16 protein-coding genes are annotated in these 15,997 nt (G+C 61.6%); 12 read left to right on the plus strand and 4 right to left on the minus strand.

Annotated elements, in window-relative coordinates; translation table 11 throughout:
- Positions 1-186: 186 nt before the first annotated feature.
- Positions 187-1,746 (plus strand): ABC transporter substrate-binding protein, encoded by a 1,560-nt coding sequence (locus FA04_RS23430; RefSeq protein WP_034790432.1) that lies wholly within the window; start codon positions 187-189, stop codon positions 1,744-1,746.
- A gap of 92 nt (positions 1,747-1,838) precedes the next feature.
- Here FA04_RS23430 and eglC read toward each other — a convergent pair whose 3' ends face one another.
- Complete coding sequence (gene eglC, locus FA04_RS23435) at positions 1,839-3,236, minus strand: endo-1,3-1,4-beta-glycanase EglC (RefSeq protein WP_034790436.1); 1,398 nt, start codon at positions 3,234-3,236, stop codon at positions 1,839-1,841.
- Between the two features lie 135 nt (positions 3,237-3,371).
- Complete coding sequence (locus FA04_RS23440) at positions 3,372-3,980, minus strand: TetR/AcrR family transcriptional regulator (RefSeq protein WP_034790437.1); 609 nt, start codon at positions 3,978-3,980, stop codon at positions 3,372-3,374.
- Between the two features lie 98 nt (positions 3,981-4,078).
- On the opposite strand from FA04_RS23440, the gene FA04_RS23445 reads away from it, so the two are divergent.
- Positions 4,079-4,801, plus strand: coding sequence for an NIPSNAP family protein (locus FA04_RS23445; protein ID WP_034790446.1), 723 nt, complete (start codon positions 4,079-4,081; stop codon positions 4,799-4,801).
- A 112-nt stretch (positions 4,802-4,913) separates the two neighbouring features.
- The gene (locus FA04_RS23450) at positions 4,914-5,102 is read left to right on the plus strand and encodes a hypothetical protein (protein WP_034790447.1); all 189 of its coding nucleotides are present in this window, start codon (positions 4,914-4,916) and stop codon (positions 5,100-5,102) included.
- Positions 5,103-5,197: 95 nt separating this feature from the next.
- On the opposite strand, the gene FA04_RS23455 is transcribed toward FA04_RS23450, so the two are convergent.
- Positions 5,198-6,175: a L,D-transpeptidase family protein gene (locus FA04_RS23455; protein ID WP_034790448.1), complete on the minus strand. Its 978-nt coding sequence runs from the start codon at positions 6,173-6,175 to the stop codon at positions 5,198-5,200.
- Between the two features lie 253 nt (positions 6,176-6,428).
- Between FA04_RS23455 and FA04_RS23460 the strand changes: the two genes are divergently transcribed.
- Genes FA04_RS23460 through FA04_RS23485 form a run of 6 tightly spaced genes read left to right on the plus strand, consistent with a single transcriptional unit; the run spans position 6,429 to position 12,120 of the window.
- Positions 6,429-7,451, plus strand: coding sequence for a LacI family DNA-binding transcriptional regulator (locus FA04_RS23460; protein ID WP_090427740.1), 1,023 nt, complete (start codon positions 6,429-6,431; stop codon positions 7,449-7,451).
- 34 nt (positions 7,452-7,485) lie between these two features.
- On the plus strand, positions 7,486-8,442 hold the full coding sequence (locus tag FA04_RS23465; RefSeq protein ID WP_034790449.1) for a substrate-binding domain-containing protein: 957 nt from the start codon (positions 7,486-7,488) through the stop codon (positions 8,440-8,442).
- Positions 8,442-9,245 (plus strand): ATP-binding cassette domain-containing protein, encoded by an 804-nt coding sequence (locus tag FA04_RS23470; RefSeq protein WP_034790756.1) that lies wholly within the window; start codon positions 8,442-8,444, stop codon positions 9,243-9,245. Before FA04_RS23465 ends, FA04_RS23470 begins: the two co-directional genes overlap by 1 nt.
- Positions 9,242-10,240, plus strand: a complete 999-nt coding sequence (locus FA04_RS23475) for an ABC transporter permease (protein WP_034790450.1) — start codon at positions 9,242-9,244, stop codon at positions 10,238-10,240. Before FA04_RS23470 ends, FA04_RS23475 begins: the two co-directional genes overlap by 4 nt.
- A gap of 5 nt (positions 10,241-10,245) precedes the next feature.
- On the plus strand, positions 10,246-11,313 hold the full coding sequence (locus FA04_RS23480) for a phosphotriesterase family protein (protein WP_034790758.1): 1,068 nt from the start codon (positions 10,246-10,248) through the stop codon (positions 11,311-11,313).
- Between the two features lie 39 nt (positions 11,314-11,352).
- Positions 11,353-12,120, plus strand: coding sequence for a glutamine amidotransferase (locus FA04_RS23485; RefSeq protein ID WP_034790452.1), 768 nt, complete (start codon positions 11,353-11,355; stop codon positions 12,118-12,120).
- 31 nt (positions 12,121-12,151) lie between these two features.
- Here FA04_RS23485 and FA04_RS23490 read toward each other — a convergent pair whose 3' ends face one another.
- On the minus strand, positions 12,152-13,051 hold the full coding sequence (locus tag FA04_RS23490; RefSeq protein WP_034790761.1) for a ribokinase: 900 nt from the start codon (positions 13,049-13,051) through the stop codon (positions 12,152-12,154).
- Positions 13,052-13,076: 25 nt separating this feature from the next.
- Between FA04_RS23490 and FA04_RS23495 the strand changes: the two genes are divergently transcribed.
- The 3 genes from FA04_RS23495 to FA04_RS23505 are packed head-to-tail and all read left to right on the plus strand — an operon-like array spanning position 13,077 to position 15,844.
- Complete coding sequence (locus FA04_RS23495) at positions 13,077-13,919, plus strand: BtpA/SgcQ family protein (RefSeq protein WP_034790454.1); 843 nt, start codon at positions 13,077-13,079, stop codon at positions 13,917-13,919.
- Positions 13,920-13,921: 2 nt separating this feature from the next.
- Positions 13,922-14,569, plus strand: a complete 648-nt coding sequence (locus tag FA04_RS23500) for a TenA family protein (protein WP_034790456.1) — start codon at positions 13,922-13,924, stop codon at positions 14,567-14,569.
- 24 nt (positions 14,570-14,593) lie between these two features.
- The gene (locus FA04_RS23505; RefSeq protein ID WP_034790458.1) at positions 14,594-15,844 is read left to right on the plus strand and encodes a Zn-dependent hydrolase; all 1,251 of its coding nucleotides are present in this window, start codon (positions 14,594-14,596) and stop codon (positions 15,842-15,844) included.
- Positions 15,845-15,997 lie beyond the last annotated feature (153 nt).

Genomic DNA, 15,997 nt, shown 5'->3' on the forward strand with positions numbered 1-15,997 from the left:
CATAGGCCGCCGAAGGTCTTTGCGGTGATCGACACGACCGAGAAGGTCATGCCGCGCAACAGCAGATCACGCCACTGGCCGCCCCTGTCGGGCGGCGAGATGGACGGCCTGTGAGCCGTCCTTGCCTCTTAAATAGAAGCTCCCCGTTCAAGGGGGCCGGTGACCTCAACAAAGGAGAACAGCAGAATGCTCAAGAAACTGATCCTCGCAGCCGCCATGTCGACGGCGCTTTCCGCGGCTGCTCACGCGGAGACGCTCAAATGGGGCTCTTCGCGCGATATCTACTCGCTCGACCCTTATTCCTATGGCGACAGCTACACGCTGTCTTTCCTCAATCACGTCTATGAAGGGCTCGTCCGCTTTGACGCCGACCTGAAGATCGAGCCGGCACTGGCGACCTCCTGGGAAACGGTATCGGACACGGTCTGGCGGTTCCATCTGCGCGAGGACGTCAAGTTCCACAATGGCGCTGATTTCACGGCCGATGACGTGATCGCCTCGCTGACGCGGGTCAGCGATCCGGCATCTCCGCTGCGGGGCAACCTACCGGCATACAAGTCGGCGAAGAAGGTCGACGACCGCACTGTCGATATCGAACTGACCGGCCCCTATCCGCTGCTCTTGAACGACCTGACGAACATCCACATTTTCGACGCCACGTGGCTCGCCGACAACAATTCGCTGAAGCCGACGGATGTCGGCAAGAAGATAGAAGGCTACGCTACCTACCACACCAACGGCACGGGTCCGTTCAAGCTCGAGAGCCGCACGCCCGACAGCAAGACCGTTCTGGTCAAGAACGGCGAGTGGTGGGACCCGGCGAAGTCCAACATCGATCGCATCGAGTTTACGCCGATTGTCTCAGCCGCGACACGCGTGGCGGCACTGTTGTCAGGCGAGATCGACTTCACTGAGAATGCGCCGGCGCAGGATCTTCCGCGCCTTGTCGCGCAGCCGGACCTGAAGGTGATGGAGCGCACCGACCTTCGCACCATCATGATGGGCTTCAACCGCAAACCGAAACTGGCCGACGGCGTCGACAACAAGTTCAACGACCTGCGTGTCCGCCAGGCCGTCGCCCATGCGCTCGACACAGAACTCATCCAGAAGCGGGTCATGCGCGGCAAGTCGAGGACAGCGGGTGCGATCGTTGCGCCGGAAATCCCGGGATATGTCGAAGCACTGGACAAGGTCGTGCCGTACGATCCCGAACTGTCGAAAAAGCTGCTCGCCGAGGCCGGCGCAAGCGATCTCCCCTTCACGCTCGTCTGCACGAACGAGGCCTATGTCAACGAAGAGGAGCTTTGCCAGAGCATCGTCAACATGCTGAGCCGCGCCGGCTTCAAGCCGCAACTCGACATCGGCCCGACGGCGGCACAGGCGCCCAAACGCACGGGCGGTCTGTCGGATGTCTACATCATCGGCTGGGCAAACGAGCCGATGCTCGACAGCTACTCGATCCTGCTTCAGATGATCGAGACGAGGAGCGACAAGGCGGGCGTCTTCAACTGGGGCGGCTGGAGCTATCCTGATATCGACAAGCTGATCATCCAGGCATCGACCGAAATGGATCGGACCAAGCGGCTCGATCTGCAGACCAAGGCACTGCAGATGGTCAAGGACGAGATCATCATGCTGCCGCTGCACCAACAGCCAATGGCTTGGGTGATGAGCAACAAGATCGATAAGGTCGCTCAGCTCGCCGACAACAAGCCGCGCCATTGGCTCACGCATATCGCGGACTAGCCCTGTTGCGGAGCTGGAACGGCGAACGTTCCGGCTCCGACAGGCCGGGACCGGCAGCCCGGACGCTGCCGGCCCCCTTCGTGCTTCTCCGCCTAGATCAGCCAGTCGGCGTCCAGCGCATAGGCCTCGATGGAATCGATCTTCATTTGCGACCCGTCGTCAAAATCGCCATCGGGTGTGCCGGCCATTCCGCCGACCGCGAGATTGACGAGCATGTACATCGGCTCGTGCATGTCCGCGGGGGTATCGGCGCGGGCGATCTCGGTATCGTCGAAGTACCAGACGATCTCGTCTTCCGTCCAAAGCACGCCGTAATCGTGGAACCCGTCGGTATCGGCGACTTGCGCGCCGTCTCTGACGATCGTGTGCTCGCCGCTTTCGTTGGAATGGGCGGTGGTGATGACAGTGTTGGTGTCCTGCCCGCGCATTTCGACGACGTCGAGCTCCGGCGGCCAGGAGCCGTCGGCGGGCAGCAGCCAGAAAGCGGGCCAGGCACCTTGATCGTCCGGCATGTCGGCCCGCATCTCGAAGTAGCCGTAGGTCTGCGCAAAGGACGAATAGGTCGTCAACATCCCGGACGTGTAGTCATAGCCGCCGATCTCGGACTGGATTGCGTCCGGTGCACGCTCTGCGGTGATCGTCAGTACACCATCCTCGACCGAAAACGGGTTAGCCGATGCGGTCGGCCCGTAACTCGGATTGACGTACCATTGCAGCTCACCGTTTTCCGAGAGCGTCGCCCCCTCTTCCGGCGCCCACCAGTATTTGGCATCCCAGATGCCGCCCGTGCCGTCGGTGAGCTGAAGCGTGTCGAAATCGTCCGAGAAGGTCTGCGTCAGGGCGGATCGGTCCAGGCTCAACTGGAACTGGCCCTCCTGCAGTTGGTCGGCTGTCGTATTGGCCAGGACCAGGCTTTCGCCATCGCCGAGATGGAGGCGGAGATCGTCTCCCTGCTGGCCTGCATTCGCCAGCACCTCTTCGAACGAGGTAATGCCGTATCCGTCGAGGCGAATGGTATCGTTGGAGCTGAAGTCGGAGACAAGGTCGCTGCCGTTGCCGTGCTCGAACACGAAGGTATCAGCGCCTCCGGAACCGACCAGCACGTCATTGCCTGCGCGTCCGTCGATGGTCTGGCTGCCGGAGCCACCGGTGATGATGTTGTCGGCGCTGTTGCCGAAGGCGTGTCGACCGTCACCGGTGACGGTCAGGTTTTCGAAGTTCTCCGGTAAGCTGTAGCTCATCCAGGTATCGATCGTGTCTATCCCTTCGCCGGGTGCCTCTTCGGCCCGGTTCGTCGATGAATAGAGATAGTAGACGTCGTCGCCCGTGCCGCCGAACATAGTCACATCGACGGAACCGTCGCCCCAGATCGAATCGTTGCCGGGAGTTCCGTAGAGCGTGGACCCGGATCCGGTTGCGGAAAACCATGCGGTCGAACTTCCGCTGTAATGGAGCGGTTGTCCGAGGGCGTTCATGGCAGTTCTGCTCATCGAGAAGTCTCCTGTTTATTGGAGTGCCCCTTCCCGATGAGCACCTCTAGCATCTCAAGCTGTCGCCCACACCCCCAACATTTGCGGATAATCCGGAGCAGCGGCCTCCCCACGAGGGAGCCGAGCGGACCCAGCCTAGACGTATTTCGACGCGAGAAGTGCTGCGATCTCCGCCTGACAGTTCACGAGCGGACGTGTGTGCTGATTGGCTTTTGCCATCGCCATCGCGCCGGAATAGGCGGAGATGATCAGGGTGGCGAGGCTGTCGGGTTGAATGCCTGCGACGCGCTTCAGGCGGATGTCTTCCTGGAATCGCGCCGCGAGCGCTTCTTCCCAAGCCTCAAAAATTGCACCCAGCGCCTGCTGCATCTCGTCATCATGCCTGGAGACTTCGATCGCCATATTGTTCAGCGGGCAGCCGGAGACGGAGCCGTTTTCGGAGAGCTCGCTGATGATCTCGGTGAAGATCTGATCGATCGCTGTGGGTGTATCGCTAGAGGTACGCAGCGGGTCGATCCACGTTTGCCGCACCGCTACGGCGACGCGGTCGCGGATAACCGCCAATCCAAGTTCCCGTTTGGCCGGAAAGTGATGGGCCATAGCGCCTCCTGAGACGGATGCCTTCGCGCGCAATTCCTGCATTCCCGTCGCGAGATATCCTTGGGTGACAAAGGCCTGGTAGGCCGCATCGACGATCCTGCGGCGCACCGCTTGAGGATCGTTGGTTCTTTTGTGTTCGCTCATGACCGCCGCCTGAAAAATCGTTCGCCATAGTGCCTTGACAAAACAGGTCGATCAACCTGTTATTAGAAACAGGACAATGGACCTGTTTTGGAGGATTCATGGAACCGCACGCCGTTTACGAACTTCGCCGCTACCGACTTCATCCCGGCGGAAGGGATCGCCTGATCGACTTGTTTGACCGCGAATTCGTTGAACCGCAGGAAGCGCTCGGAATGCGTCTTGAAGGCGAATTCCGCGACTGCGACGATCCCGACGCCTTCGTCTGGGTACGTTCCTTTGCCGATATGCCAACGCGAACCGACGCGTTGGCGGCCTTTTATTCGGGCCCGGTTTGGAAGGACCATGGGTCTCGCGCCAACGAGACGATGCTCAACTCGGACAATGTGTTGCTGGTCAAGCCAGTCGCTGGCACGCAGCCGTTTCCTCACAACCTTGCAAGGGAGCAAGAGGCACAATCGACCAGAGGTGTCGTCACCGTGAACCTCTGCTCGCTGGCGCCCGGCACGGAGGACCGTTTCGCTGCATTCTTCATCGCCGAGGCACTGCCGATCCTCGAAGACGCCGGTGCTCGCATCGACGCGGTGTTCGTTACCGAACGCAGCGCAAACGCCTTCCCGAGGCTCCCCGTCCGTGAGGGCGAAACGGTGTTTATCTGGTTTGAAATGCATGAGGACGACGACGGCCTTTCACGGCATCGGGAGCAACTGAACAAGGACGTCAGATGGACCAGTGAGGTCTTTCCTCGAATGGATAGCCAGTGCTGGCGAAGGATCGAGGTTTCTCGGCTGACCCCGACGTCGCGATCGCTTTGCACCTTGTAGCTGGCGCCCATACACGACGGATGGGTACGAACGCACCCACAGCCGCCAGGAACGCATCCTGGCGGAACCAAACCAGCCTCCAAACGTTGTATTGGGTTAGGGGAGGCACGGAATGAAACACGCGGATGTTCGAACAGTCGCCAACTCCCAGATCAGACATATCTGGGACGTCGCGGATTATTGCCGGCGGACCGGTATTCACAAAACCGAAGAGCAGCGCCTGATCAAGATGCTTGGTAGACAGGCAACCAGCCACGAGCTCCAGATGAACATCGTGCGCGTTCAGACGCGTATCCGCTGAAGCTTCGACATGGGAATTGCGCGAGCGGTCACCGCGTGATCGGTGGCCGGTTTCGACTTCTGCCCGTTCAGAAATTCCTAAACGTCTTCGCTACCTTAGTCGACGAACTCGACAATCACGCCAGGCTTGACCATCCCCGCCAACTCCTCCGCATCCCAGTTGGTCAGGCGAACGCATCCGTGCGATCCCGACTTGTCGATCATCGACGGCTCCGGCGTGCCGTGAATTCCGTAGGTGGGCTTCGAGAGATCGATCCAGACCGTGCCGACCGGACCGTTCGGACCGCCCGGCAAGGTCAAGATCTTTCGGTTGTCGCCCTGCTTGAAGTTGATCTTGGGATTGTAGACATAGGGCGGCATTCGGGCGACGCCTTTGACCTTGTGCGTTCCCGAAGGAGATGGCGTCTCCCGGCTGCCGATCGTTGCCGGATAGGCTGCGATCAGCGTATCGTCGGCGCCAAGTGCCACGATTTGACCGGTGCGCCGGTGCGCTTCAATGCGCTTGACCGTTCCCTGCGTCGATGGACCTGGGTTCACAACGGAAACCGTGTCACCGACCGAGAACGCCGAAGTCTGATTGAGCGCCTTGAGAAGGTCGATATCCATGTGGAAGCGCTCCGCCAGCTTCTCGGCGACGCTCGTGTATCCGAGCTGAGCCATCTTCGCCTGCTCGGAGTAGTCTTCGGGGATCTCAGAGACCAATCCTTGAGCATCGTCTTCGGAGATGACGTAGGGCTCGACCACTGTCGTCTGCTCCGGCAGTCGCCCGATGACTTCGGCGTCCAATGTTCCGTCAGCGGACAGGCCTTGCATGGTCTCGAAGGCGGCGATCGCCTTGGCGACATTCTCACCGGCGAAACCGTCGATCACACCGGGCGACGCCCCCGCCCGATCGAGAAGCACCTGGAGCCGGACGATGGCGGGGTCTGGCTTGTCCGAGGTCTCGGTCGTCCGTTCCAACAATGTGGGTGTAATCGATGCACCGTCGATGGCGTCTGGCTGAAGCGTCTGGGCATTGGCCAGCGCGGCGGGGGATAGCAGCATCAGCGCCGCCAATGGAACCTTGTTTTTCATGATCTCTCAATCGATCAGCCCCTGATTTGTTCCCGCCTCGCGGCGCCAAGATGCTGCTTTCTCAGGTGCAAACGGCATTGACCTTGCGGCTTTTTCGCCGCCGCCAATCGGCCCCAGGCCGAGCCTAGATCCGTGGCCCCATAGGCGCACCGACCTCGTGTCAGAGAAAGTCTCTTGACAGAACACGAAAGTCGAAATCTTATTGTAAAGCGTTTTAGTAAATCGGTTTACAACGGCAGGGGATGGAGCCAAGGTGACCACACGACGCGTCACAGGTCTGAAGGATGTAGCCCGAGCTGCCGGTGTTTCCGTGACAACGGTCTCGCGCCTGCTGAACGGATCGCTCGACCTGCCTTTCGAAACGAAGAAGCGGATCTCGGATGCGATCCGCGACCTCAATTACCAGCCCAACCCGCATGCCCGCCGGCTCAGCCGCGGTCGTTCCGAGACGATCGGTCTTGTCGTTCCCGATATCGCCAACCCCTTCTTCGCGACGCTCGTGGCAGCTGTCGAAGAAGAGGCGGATACCCGCGGGCTTGCCGTCTCGCTTTACGCCACCCTGAACCGGGCCGGTCGCGAGGTCGCCTATCTCCAGCTGATCGAACGCAATCACGTCGATGGCCTGATCTTCGTCACCAACCACCCGGACGACGGTCAACTCGCCACGTTGATAAACCGCACCGGCAAAGTCGTGATCGCCGACGAAGACGTTCCCGGCGCGCAGGCGCCCAAGCTCTTCTGCGATAACGAGCTGGGCGGAGCGCTCGCAGGCCGGCATCTGGCGGAATTCGGGCACAGGGATGTGCTGTTCGTCGGCGGCCCGCAAGCGATGATCAGTTCGCGTCGGCGCTCCAACGGTCTTGAGCGGACGCTGCGCGACGCGTTCGGCGAGGATATCCGTCTTTTAAAATACGCCGGTGACTACACCGTGGCCTTCGGTCGGCAGGCGGCGAAGCGCTTCATCGAGGAAGGTCGCCCGGCAACGGCGATCTTCGCCAGCTCGGACGAAATCGCCATCGGCATGATCGAGGTCTTCCGGGACCAGGGGGTTTCGATCCCGGACGATGTTTCGGTCATCGGCTTTGACGACGTCGGCCCGCTCCATCTTTTCGGTCCGCCTATGACCGCCATTCGCCAGCCGGTCCGCGCGATCGGCGGGCGTGCCCTCTCCCTTCTTCTCGAAACAAACTGGCAGGGCAAACAGGCTCTCGTCGAAGAGCTCCTGCCAGTCGAAATCGTCGTGCGGAAATCCGTTGCTCCGCCTGCGAAACGATAAATCACGCAATGGAGAACCAACAGAGGATGAGAACATGAACTGGAATTTGAAACGCAGGACTTTAGTCGCCACGCTTGGTTTCACGGCATTGACGACCCTCGGCGCTGCTCTCTCGCCGGCCCTTGCCGCCGAAAAGACCTTTGCACTCGTGCAAATCAACCAGCAGGCGCTTTTCTTCAATCAGATGAACGAAGGCGCGCAGAAGGCGGCCGACGCTGCCGGCGCGAAGCTCGTCATCTTCAATGCCAACAACGACCCGGCCGCGCAGAACAGTGCGATCGAAACCTACATCCAGCAGAAGGTCGATGGCATCGCCGTCGTCGCAATCGACGTCAACGGCATCATGCCGGCGGTCAACCAGGCAGCCGAAGCCGGGATCCCCGTCGTCGCCATCGATGCGATCCTTCCGGAAGGCCCGCAGAAGGCGCAGATCGGCGTCGACAACGCAACGGCCGGCGCCGACATGGGCAAGTTCTTCCTCGAATACATCAAGGCCAACGCCGATGGCAAAGCCAAGATCGGTGTCGTCGGCGCGCTGAACTCCTTCATTCAGAACGTTCGCCAGGAGGGATTTGAAAAGACCATCAAGGATGTCGACGGTATCAGCTCGGCCGGCGTCGTCGATGGACAGAACGTGCAGGACAACGCGCTCGCTGCCGCCGAGAACCTGATTACCGGCAATCCCGACCTGACCGCAATCTATGCGACCGGCGAGCCGGCCCTGATGGGTGCCATCGCCGCGGTCGAAAGCCAGAGCAAGCAGGATAGCGTGAAGGTCTTCGGTTGGGACCTGACGGCCCAGGCGATCGCCGGCATCGACGCCGGCTACGTCACCGCCGTGATCCAGCAGGACCCGGCTGCCATGGGTGCCGCTGCCGTCGACGCCTTGAAGAAGGTCTCCGACGGCGGCAGCGTCGAAAAGACCATCGCCGTGCCGGTAACGATCGTCACCAAGGACAACGTCGAGCCATATCGGGCGATCTTCAAATGATGACGACTGAAAGACAGCATCCTCCCGCTGTCGCTGGTGTCGGGGGGGCTCTGCCCTCCCGCACCGGTGTCAGTCCCCGCGTGTCCCTCAAAGGGATCGTCAAGACGTTCGGATCGCACCAGGCGCTGCGTGGCGTCGACCTCGACATCTATCCCGGCGAGTGCCTTGGCCTCGTCGGCGACAACGCCGCCGGCAAATCGACGCTGACCAAGGTCATCTCGGGCACCTACATTCCCGATGGCGGGACCATTACGCTGGAAGGCGAAGAGGTTCGGTTCTCAGGACCTGCGGACGCCCGTAACCGCAATATCGAAATGGTCTTTCAGGACCTGAGCCTTTGCGACCACATCGATGTGGTCGGCAATCTTTTCCTCGGTCGAGAAATCAGCAAAGGGCCATTCCTCGATACGAGGACCATGCTCGAGGAAGCACGCAAGATGCTCGATGCGCTGGAAATCCGCATTCCGCGTCTGACCGGCAAGGTCGCTCAGCTCTCGGGCGGACAGCGTCAGGCGATCGCGATCGCGCGCGCCGCTTCGTTCAATCCGAAAGTCCTGATCATGGACGAGCCCACCTCGGCGCTCGCCGTGGCGGAGGTCGAAGCCGTGCTCGCGCTGATCAACCGCGTCAAGGCAAAGGGCGTCTCGGTCATCCTGATCACCCACCGTCTCCAAGACCTGTTCCGTGTCTGCGACCGCATTGCCGTGATGTACGAAGGCACCAAGGTCGCCGAGCGCGAAATCGGCAAGACCAACCTGGAAGACCTCGTCAAGCTGATCGTCGGGGAAGGAGCCAAGCAATGACGGCCTATACCGAACGTGCGAAAGGCTCGCCGGCGGCAGACTTCCTTTCGGAAAACGCCCAGGTCCTGTCGATCGCCTTTTTCTTCCTGGCCTGCGTCGTCTTTTTCGCGGCCACGACCGATACCTTCATGACGCTCGGCAACATTCTGAACGTCATCCGCCAGGCAGCGCCGATTCTCATCGTCGCCGTTGCGATGACGCTCGTCATCATCACCGGCGGCATCGACCTCTCTGTCGGCTCGCAGGTCGCCCTGGTCAATGCGGTTGCGGCCATTGTCTTAGCGATGGGCTATCCCTGGCCTCTCGTCGTCGTCGCGATGCTCTTCTTCGGCGCCTTTCTCGGCTTCGTGCAGGGATGGTTCACCGCCTATCAGGGTATTCCGGCCTTCATTGTCACACTTGCCGGCCTGTCGATCCTGCGCGGCTTGGCGCTCTATCTGACGCAAGGGTACTCGATCCCGATCAAGGACGCTCCCGGTTTCTTCATGCTCGGCCGCGGCGAATTGCTGGGCGTTCCGATGCCTGCGCTTATCGCGGTTGCGGTCGCGGTGGCCGGTTATGTCGTCATATCCTCCACCAAATACGGCCGCCAGGTCGTCGCCGTCGGGTCCAACATGGAAGCGGCTCGCCGCGTCGGCATGCCGGCGAAATGGGTGATCGCCTCGGTCTATATGATCGCCGGCGTTGCCTGCGCCCTTGCTGGCCTATTGATCGCCGCGCGCCTCGGCTCCGGCTCTTCGAATGCGGCCGTCGGCTTCGAGCTTCAGGTTATCGCCGCCGTAGTGCTGGGCGGGACATCGCTGATGGGGGGGCGCGGCACGATCCTCGGGACCGTGCTCGGCACGATGACGATTGCGGTCATTGGCAACGGCCTGATCCTCATGCATATCTCGCCGTTCTTCACGCAGATTGTTACCGGCGCGATCATTCTCGTTGCGATCTGGCTCAACACCCGGATCTTCACCGCCAACTTTCGCTTCGGCGGCAAGAGATGACCGTCATGAGCAAGGAGCTGTCAGAAGGACATGTGCGGTCCGGCAAGGTGATGACGGTGAACGGCGCGATCGACGCGGATCAACTCGGCATCACACTGATGCACGAGCATATCCTCAACGATTGCCGCTGCTGGTGGAACGCACCGCAAACGAAGGAGCGTCAGTATCTCGCCGAAGGCTTCGTCTGCATGGAGATCCTCGGCGAACTGCGCCAGGACCCATTCGTTAACAAGCACAACATCACGCTCGACGACGAACCCTTGGCGATCGCCGAGTTGCAGGCTTTCGCGACCGCAGGCGGCCGTACAGTCGTCGAACCTACCTGCAATGGCATCGGTCGAAACCCGCTCGCCTTACGGCGGATCTCCAAGGCGACGGGTCTCAATATCGTGATGGGGGCCGGATACTATCTTGCCTCCTCGCATCCGGCCGAGGTCGCCGACATGAGCGTCGACCAGATCGCCGACGGCATCGTCCGCGAGGCCATCGACGGTGTCGACGGCACGGGCGTGAAAATCGGACTGATCGGCGAGATCGGCGTCTCCTCCGATTTCACCCGGGCCGAGGAGAAGTCCCTGCGTGGGGCCGCCCGGGCGCAGGTCCGGACCGGTTTGCCGCTGATGGCGCATCTGCCGGGCTGGTTCCGGCTCGGCCATCGGGTGCTCGATGTCGTCGCCGAGGAAGGGGCGGATCTGCGCCACACCGTGCTTTGTCACATGAACCCGTCCCACGACGATTTCTCCTATCAAAGCGAGCTCGCCGAACGCGGTGCGTTCATCGAATACGACATGATCGGCATGGACTTCTTCTATGCCGATCAACAGGTACAGTGCCCGAGCGACGAAGAGGCAGCACGAGCGATCGCCAGGCTGGTGGACGCCGGCCACATGGACCGCATCCTGCTCTCGCACGATGTGTTCCTGAAGATGATGCTCAGCCACTACGGAGGCAACGGCTATGCCTACGTCCTGCGCCACTTCCTGCCGCGTCTCAAACGACACGGGCTGGAGGACGGCGCGCTCGACAGAATGATGCGGGACAACCCCCGCTCGGTATTCCAAACCGGGGCCTGATATCGGCTTCCAACGCAATTCAAGACAGACGGATTGACCATGACAAAGAAAGTGCTTCTCGTCGGCGAGAGCTGGGTAAGCTCCGCCACCCACTACAAGGGTTTCGACCAGTTCGGCAGCGTGACCTTCCATCTGGGCGCGGAACCGCTCGTCAAGGTGCTCAAGGACAGCGAGTTCGAGCTGACCTACATGACCGCACACGACGCCGTGGACCAGTTCCCCTATGAAATGGCAGGCCTCGACCAATACGATGCGATCATCCTGTCGGATATCGGCGCCAACTCGCTGTTGCTGCCGCCGGCCGTATGGCTGCATTCGCGCACCGTTCCGAACCGGTTGAAGCTCATCAAGGCCTGGGTCGAAAAGGGCGGAGCGCTGCTGATGGTCGGCGGCTACTTCTCCTTCCAGGGTATCGACGGTAAGGCGCGCTGGCGCCGCACGGCTGTCGAAGACACGCTTCCGGTGACGTGCCTTCCCTATGACGACCGCGTCGAGATTCCCGAGGGCGCGGTTGCCGACGTCGTCAAGCCGGACCATCCGACCATGGCGGGGCTTTCGGGCAGCTGGCCGTTGCTTCTCGGCGTCAATGAAGTGGAGGTTCGCGATGGAGCCGAGGTCATCGCCCGGCTTCCCGAAGATCAGGGCGGACACCCGCTGCTCGTCCTAGGCGGCTTCGGCAAGGGCCGCACCGCCGCCTGGACGTCCGATATCGGGCCCCACTGGCTGTCGCCGGCATTCTGCGAGTGGGAAGGCTACGGCCGCCTCTGGAAGAACATCCTTGGGTGGATGACGGAAACGGCGCGCTAACCGCAGCGAGGAGCGCGCGCTGAGGAGAGCCTCAGCGCGCGCTCAGGATCGCTTGCAACTGCTCGATCGACGGAAACGCCGAACGGGTTCCGGGACGGCTGACAGTGATGGCAGCGGCGCGCGTTGCATGTTCGATCGCGGTGCGATCGAGGCGAGTGCCACGAAGTGCGGCGGATGCGAGCGCCACCGCCATGAACGTGTCGCCGGCGCCTGTCGTGTCGACGACGTCGCATTCGACGGCGCCGATCGGGACGCTGCTTTCTGCGGTGACGAGCATGGCTCCGTCGCCGCCGAAGGTCAGGACGACCTCGCGAACGCCGGCCGCAAGCAGCTTGCGGGCAGCCTCTTCGCCGCTGGTACCGGTCATTGCCTGCGCCTCACCCTGGTTGAGGAAAGCAATGTCAACCAAGGGCCACAGGGTGCTGAAATAGGGACGCAAGGGAGACGGATTGAAGGCGGTGATCATGTGGCGGGCGCGCGCAGCGTCAAGGACACCGCGCGTCGTCTCGTCCGACAGGTTTCCCTGGAGCACAGCAAGGTCGCCGGGAACCGCGTCGGCCAGCGCCGCCACGGCGTCGGCAAGCGTGAGGTTCTGGGCAGAGTCGGTGGTCGTGATGTTGACGTTTTCTCCATCCGGCGTGGTCAGCACGATCGAGAAGTCGGTGGACTTGCCGAGGACCGGCACAAGTCTGCTGACCACCGGTTCGCTTGCCAGATGCTGGCGGATCATGTCGGCGCGAAAACCGTCGCCGAAGGCTGCGACAAGGCTCGTCGGCAGGCCGGTGCGGGCCATGACAACGGCCTGGTTCGCGCCCTTGCCACCGAGGTCCCGGGACCGCTGGCTACCGTGGATCGATGCGCCCGCGGCCGGCATTTCCGACACGGCGATGGTCTCGTCCACCGTCACATTACCGATTACGTAAGCGTGCATGAACATACCTTCGAAAGGGAGAGAAATGCAGGAAATATCTGACAAGTCCACAAGCGCCATAAGGGAAATATTTGGGACTGACAAGGTTCTGATCGGCATGATCCATTGCCCGGCCTTCCCCGGTGCGCCGCGCTATCGGGGCACCGATATGTCTGTTATCTACGATGCCTGCATGCGTGACGCCGAGGCGTTGGTCGACGGTGGCCTGCATGGCCTGATGATCGAAAATCATGGCGACGTGCCGTTCTCCAAGCCGGAAGATATCGGCCACGAAACGGCAGCCTTCATGTCGGTCGTCACCGACCGGATCGCGCGGGCGACAGGTGTGCCGCTCGGCATCAACGTCCTTGCCAATGCGCCGATCCCGGCCTTTGCCATAGCCATGGCGGGCGGCGCCAAGTTCATTCGCGTCAACCAGTGGGCCAACGCCTATGTCGCCAACGAAGGCTTCATGGAGGGGCGGGCCGCAGAAGCGATGCGCTACCGCTCATTGCTGCGTGCCGAGCACATCAAGGTCTTTGCCGACAGCCATGTGAAGCACGGCGCCCACGCCATCGTGGCCGACCGATCGATCCAGGAGTTGACGCGCGACCTCGCCTTCTTCGACGCCGACGGTGTGATCGCCACCGGTCAGCGCACCGGCAATACGGCAACCATCGAGGAGATCGAGGAGATCGGCTCGGCGACGCATCTGCCGCTTCTGGTCGGCTCGGGCGTGACCAAGGACAACATCGTCGAAATCCTCAGGCGCACCAACGGCGTGATCGTCGCCTCGTCTCTGAAGCAAGGCGGGGTCTGGTGGAACCCGGTCGATATCGAGCGGGTTAAGGCTTTCCGCGCCGCTGCCGAACCCGCGCTGGAGGCGTGACAATGGCGGCTGAAACGCTTTCGGAACAGATCCTGCGGGAAAACGCCACCGTCTTCGAAGCCATGGTCAAACATCGCTTCGTCGAGGACATCGTGATGGAGCGTCTGTCCCCGCAGGTTTTCGAACGCTATCTCGTCTATGAGGGGGCCTTCGTCGAAACCGCGATCTCGATCTTCGCCTTTGCGGCGGCGAAGGCCGAGACGATCGAACAGAAGCGCTGGCTGATTGCCGTTCTGGATGCGCTCGCCAACCAGCAGATCGCCTACTTCGAACGGATTTTTGCCGAACGCAATATCGATCCCGGCGCCTATGATCTCAATGTTGCCGAGGTCGATGCTTTCCGAACGGGTATGCTGGACATCGCCCGCAACGGCGGTTTCCTCGATACCGTCGCTGCCATGTTTGCGGCCGAGTGGATGTACTGGACCTGGTCGAAAAGGGCCGCCCGTTCATCGTTTGCCGATCCACATTTGAAGGAATGGGTCGAAATGCACGCCGATGATGAGTTTGCGGCTCAGGCGAAGTGGCTGAAGCAAGAACTCGACGTGGCCGGCGACGCGCTCGAGGCTTCCGAGCGCAAACGCCTGAGCGCTATCTTCGGGCGAGCGCAGCAACTGGAAATCGCCTTTCATGACGCAGCCTACGTCTGATCAAGGCGACATTTGGGAACGACCATGACCTCTCGCACCACAGTGGACGGCAAGCGCCTGCTCAAGCGTCTTGATGATTTCGCAAAAATCGGCGGGACGCCGGCCGGGGGCGTCAACCGGCAGGCTTTGTCGGTGGAAGATCGGGGCTCCCGCCGGCTGCTAGCGGAACTCGCGCTTGCGCGCGGTTTCCGCGTCTTCCAGGATCCGATGGCAAACCTGTTCATCCGGCGGGAGGGCCTTTTTCCTCAAAGGCCGCCGTTCGTGATCGGCAGCCACCTCGACAGCCAGCCGACCGGCGGGCGCTTTGACGGAGCGCTCGGCACCCTGGCGGCCTTTGAGGTGATGGAAAGTCTCGAAGATGCCGGCATCGAGACTGATTTTCCGCTTGAGGTCGTTGCCTGGACGAACGAGGAAGGAAGCCGCTTTGCCCCCGGCACGATGGGATCGATGGCTTTTGCCGCCGGTGCCATCCCCGAGGCCTGGTCCGATCTTCGCGGCCGCGACGGAGCGTTGTTCGTCGATGAGTTGGAGGCAACACTGAAAGCCCTGCCGGAAGCCGAAATGCGCCCGCTCGGCTTCCCGATCACCGGCTACCTTGAGCTTCATATCGAACAGGGCCCGTCGCTCGAACGGGAGAACATACCGGTTGGCATCGTCTATGGCATCCAGGGCACGCGGTGGCTGGAGGTCAGGATCGATGGGCAGGCAGCGCATGCGGGCACGACGGCGCTCGAATTCCGTCGCGACCCGATGGCCGCGGCCGTTACCGCGCTTGAACCACTGTATAGGAGCGCCATGCCGGGCGACCCGCGCGCACGCTTTACCGTCGGCCGCTTCGCAGTCGAACCAGGTTCGGTGAACTCGATTCCGGGGTCGGTCACGTTCACCGTCGATCTGCGCCACCCGGAGACCAACGCCATCGACGACCTGGAAGAGCGGGTCCGGCAGGCATGTGACAACGCCTCTAAAGCCAACGGTTGCCAGAGCACAACGCGGCAAATCTTCGACATGCCGCCGGCCCTCTTTTCAGACGACCTGCTCACCTGCCTCGATCGCGCTGCCGCATCGCTCGGACTGAAGACCAAGCGTATGCTCTCCGGCGCCTTCCACGATGCCTTGTTCGTCAGTCGTGTCGCGCCGGCAGCCATGATCTTCGTGCCTTGCCGCGATGGGCTTAGCCACAACGAAGCGGAATATGTCGAGCCCGCGCATTCCATCGAAGGTGCCCGTATGCTGCTTGCCGCGACCCTCGAAGCGTTTGCTGCGAGCGCATAGAGCGCGCGCGGGTGCGGCTCGCCGCCCCTGTAGCCAGCGCAGGCGCGCTTCGGTGATGCCAGCGGGCATGCGCTCCGAAACTGCTGCATCCGGATGGATCATATTTTTTTCGTCGACGATGGATGAGAAATCGCATCGGCTCCGTATATGCGG

The organism is Ensifer adhaerens (assembly GCF_000697965.2).
Taxonomy (GTDB): Bacteria; Pseudomonadota; Alphaproteobacteria; order Rhizobiales; family Rhizobiaceae; genus Ensifer; species Ensifer adhaerens.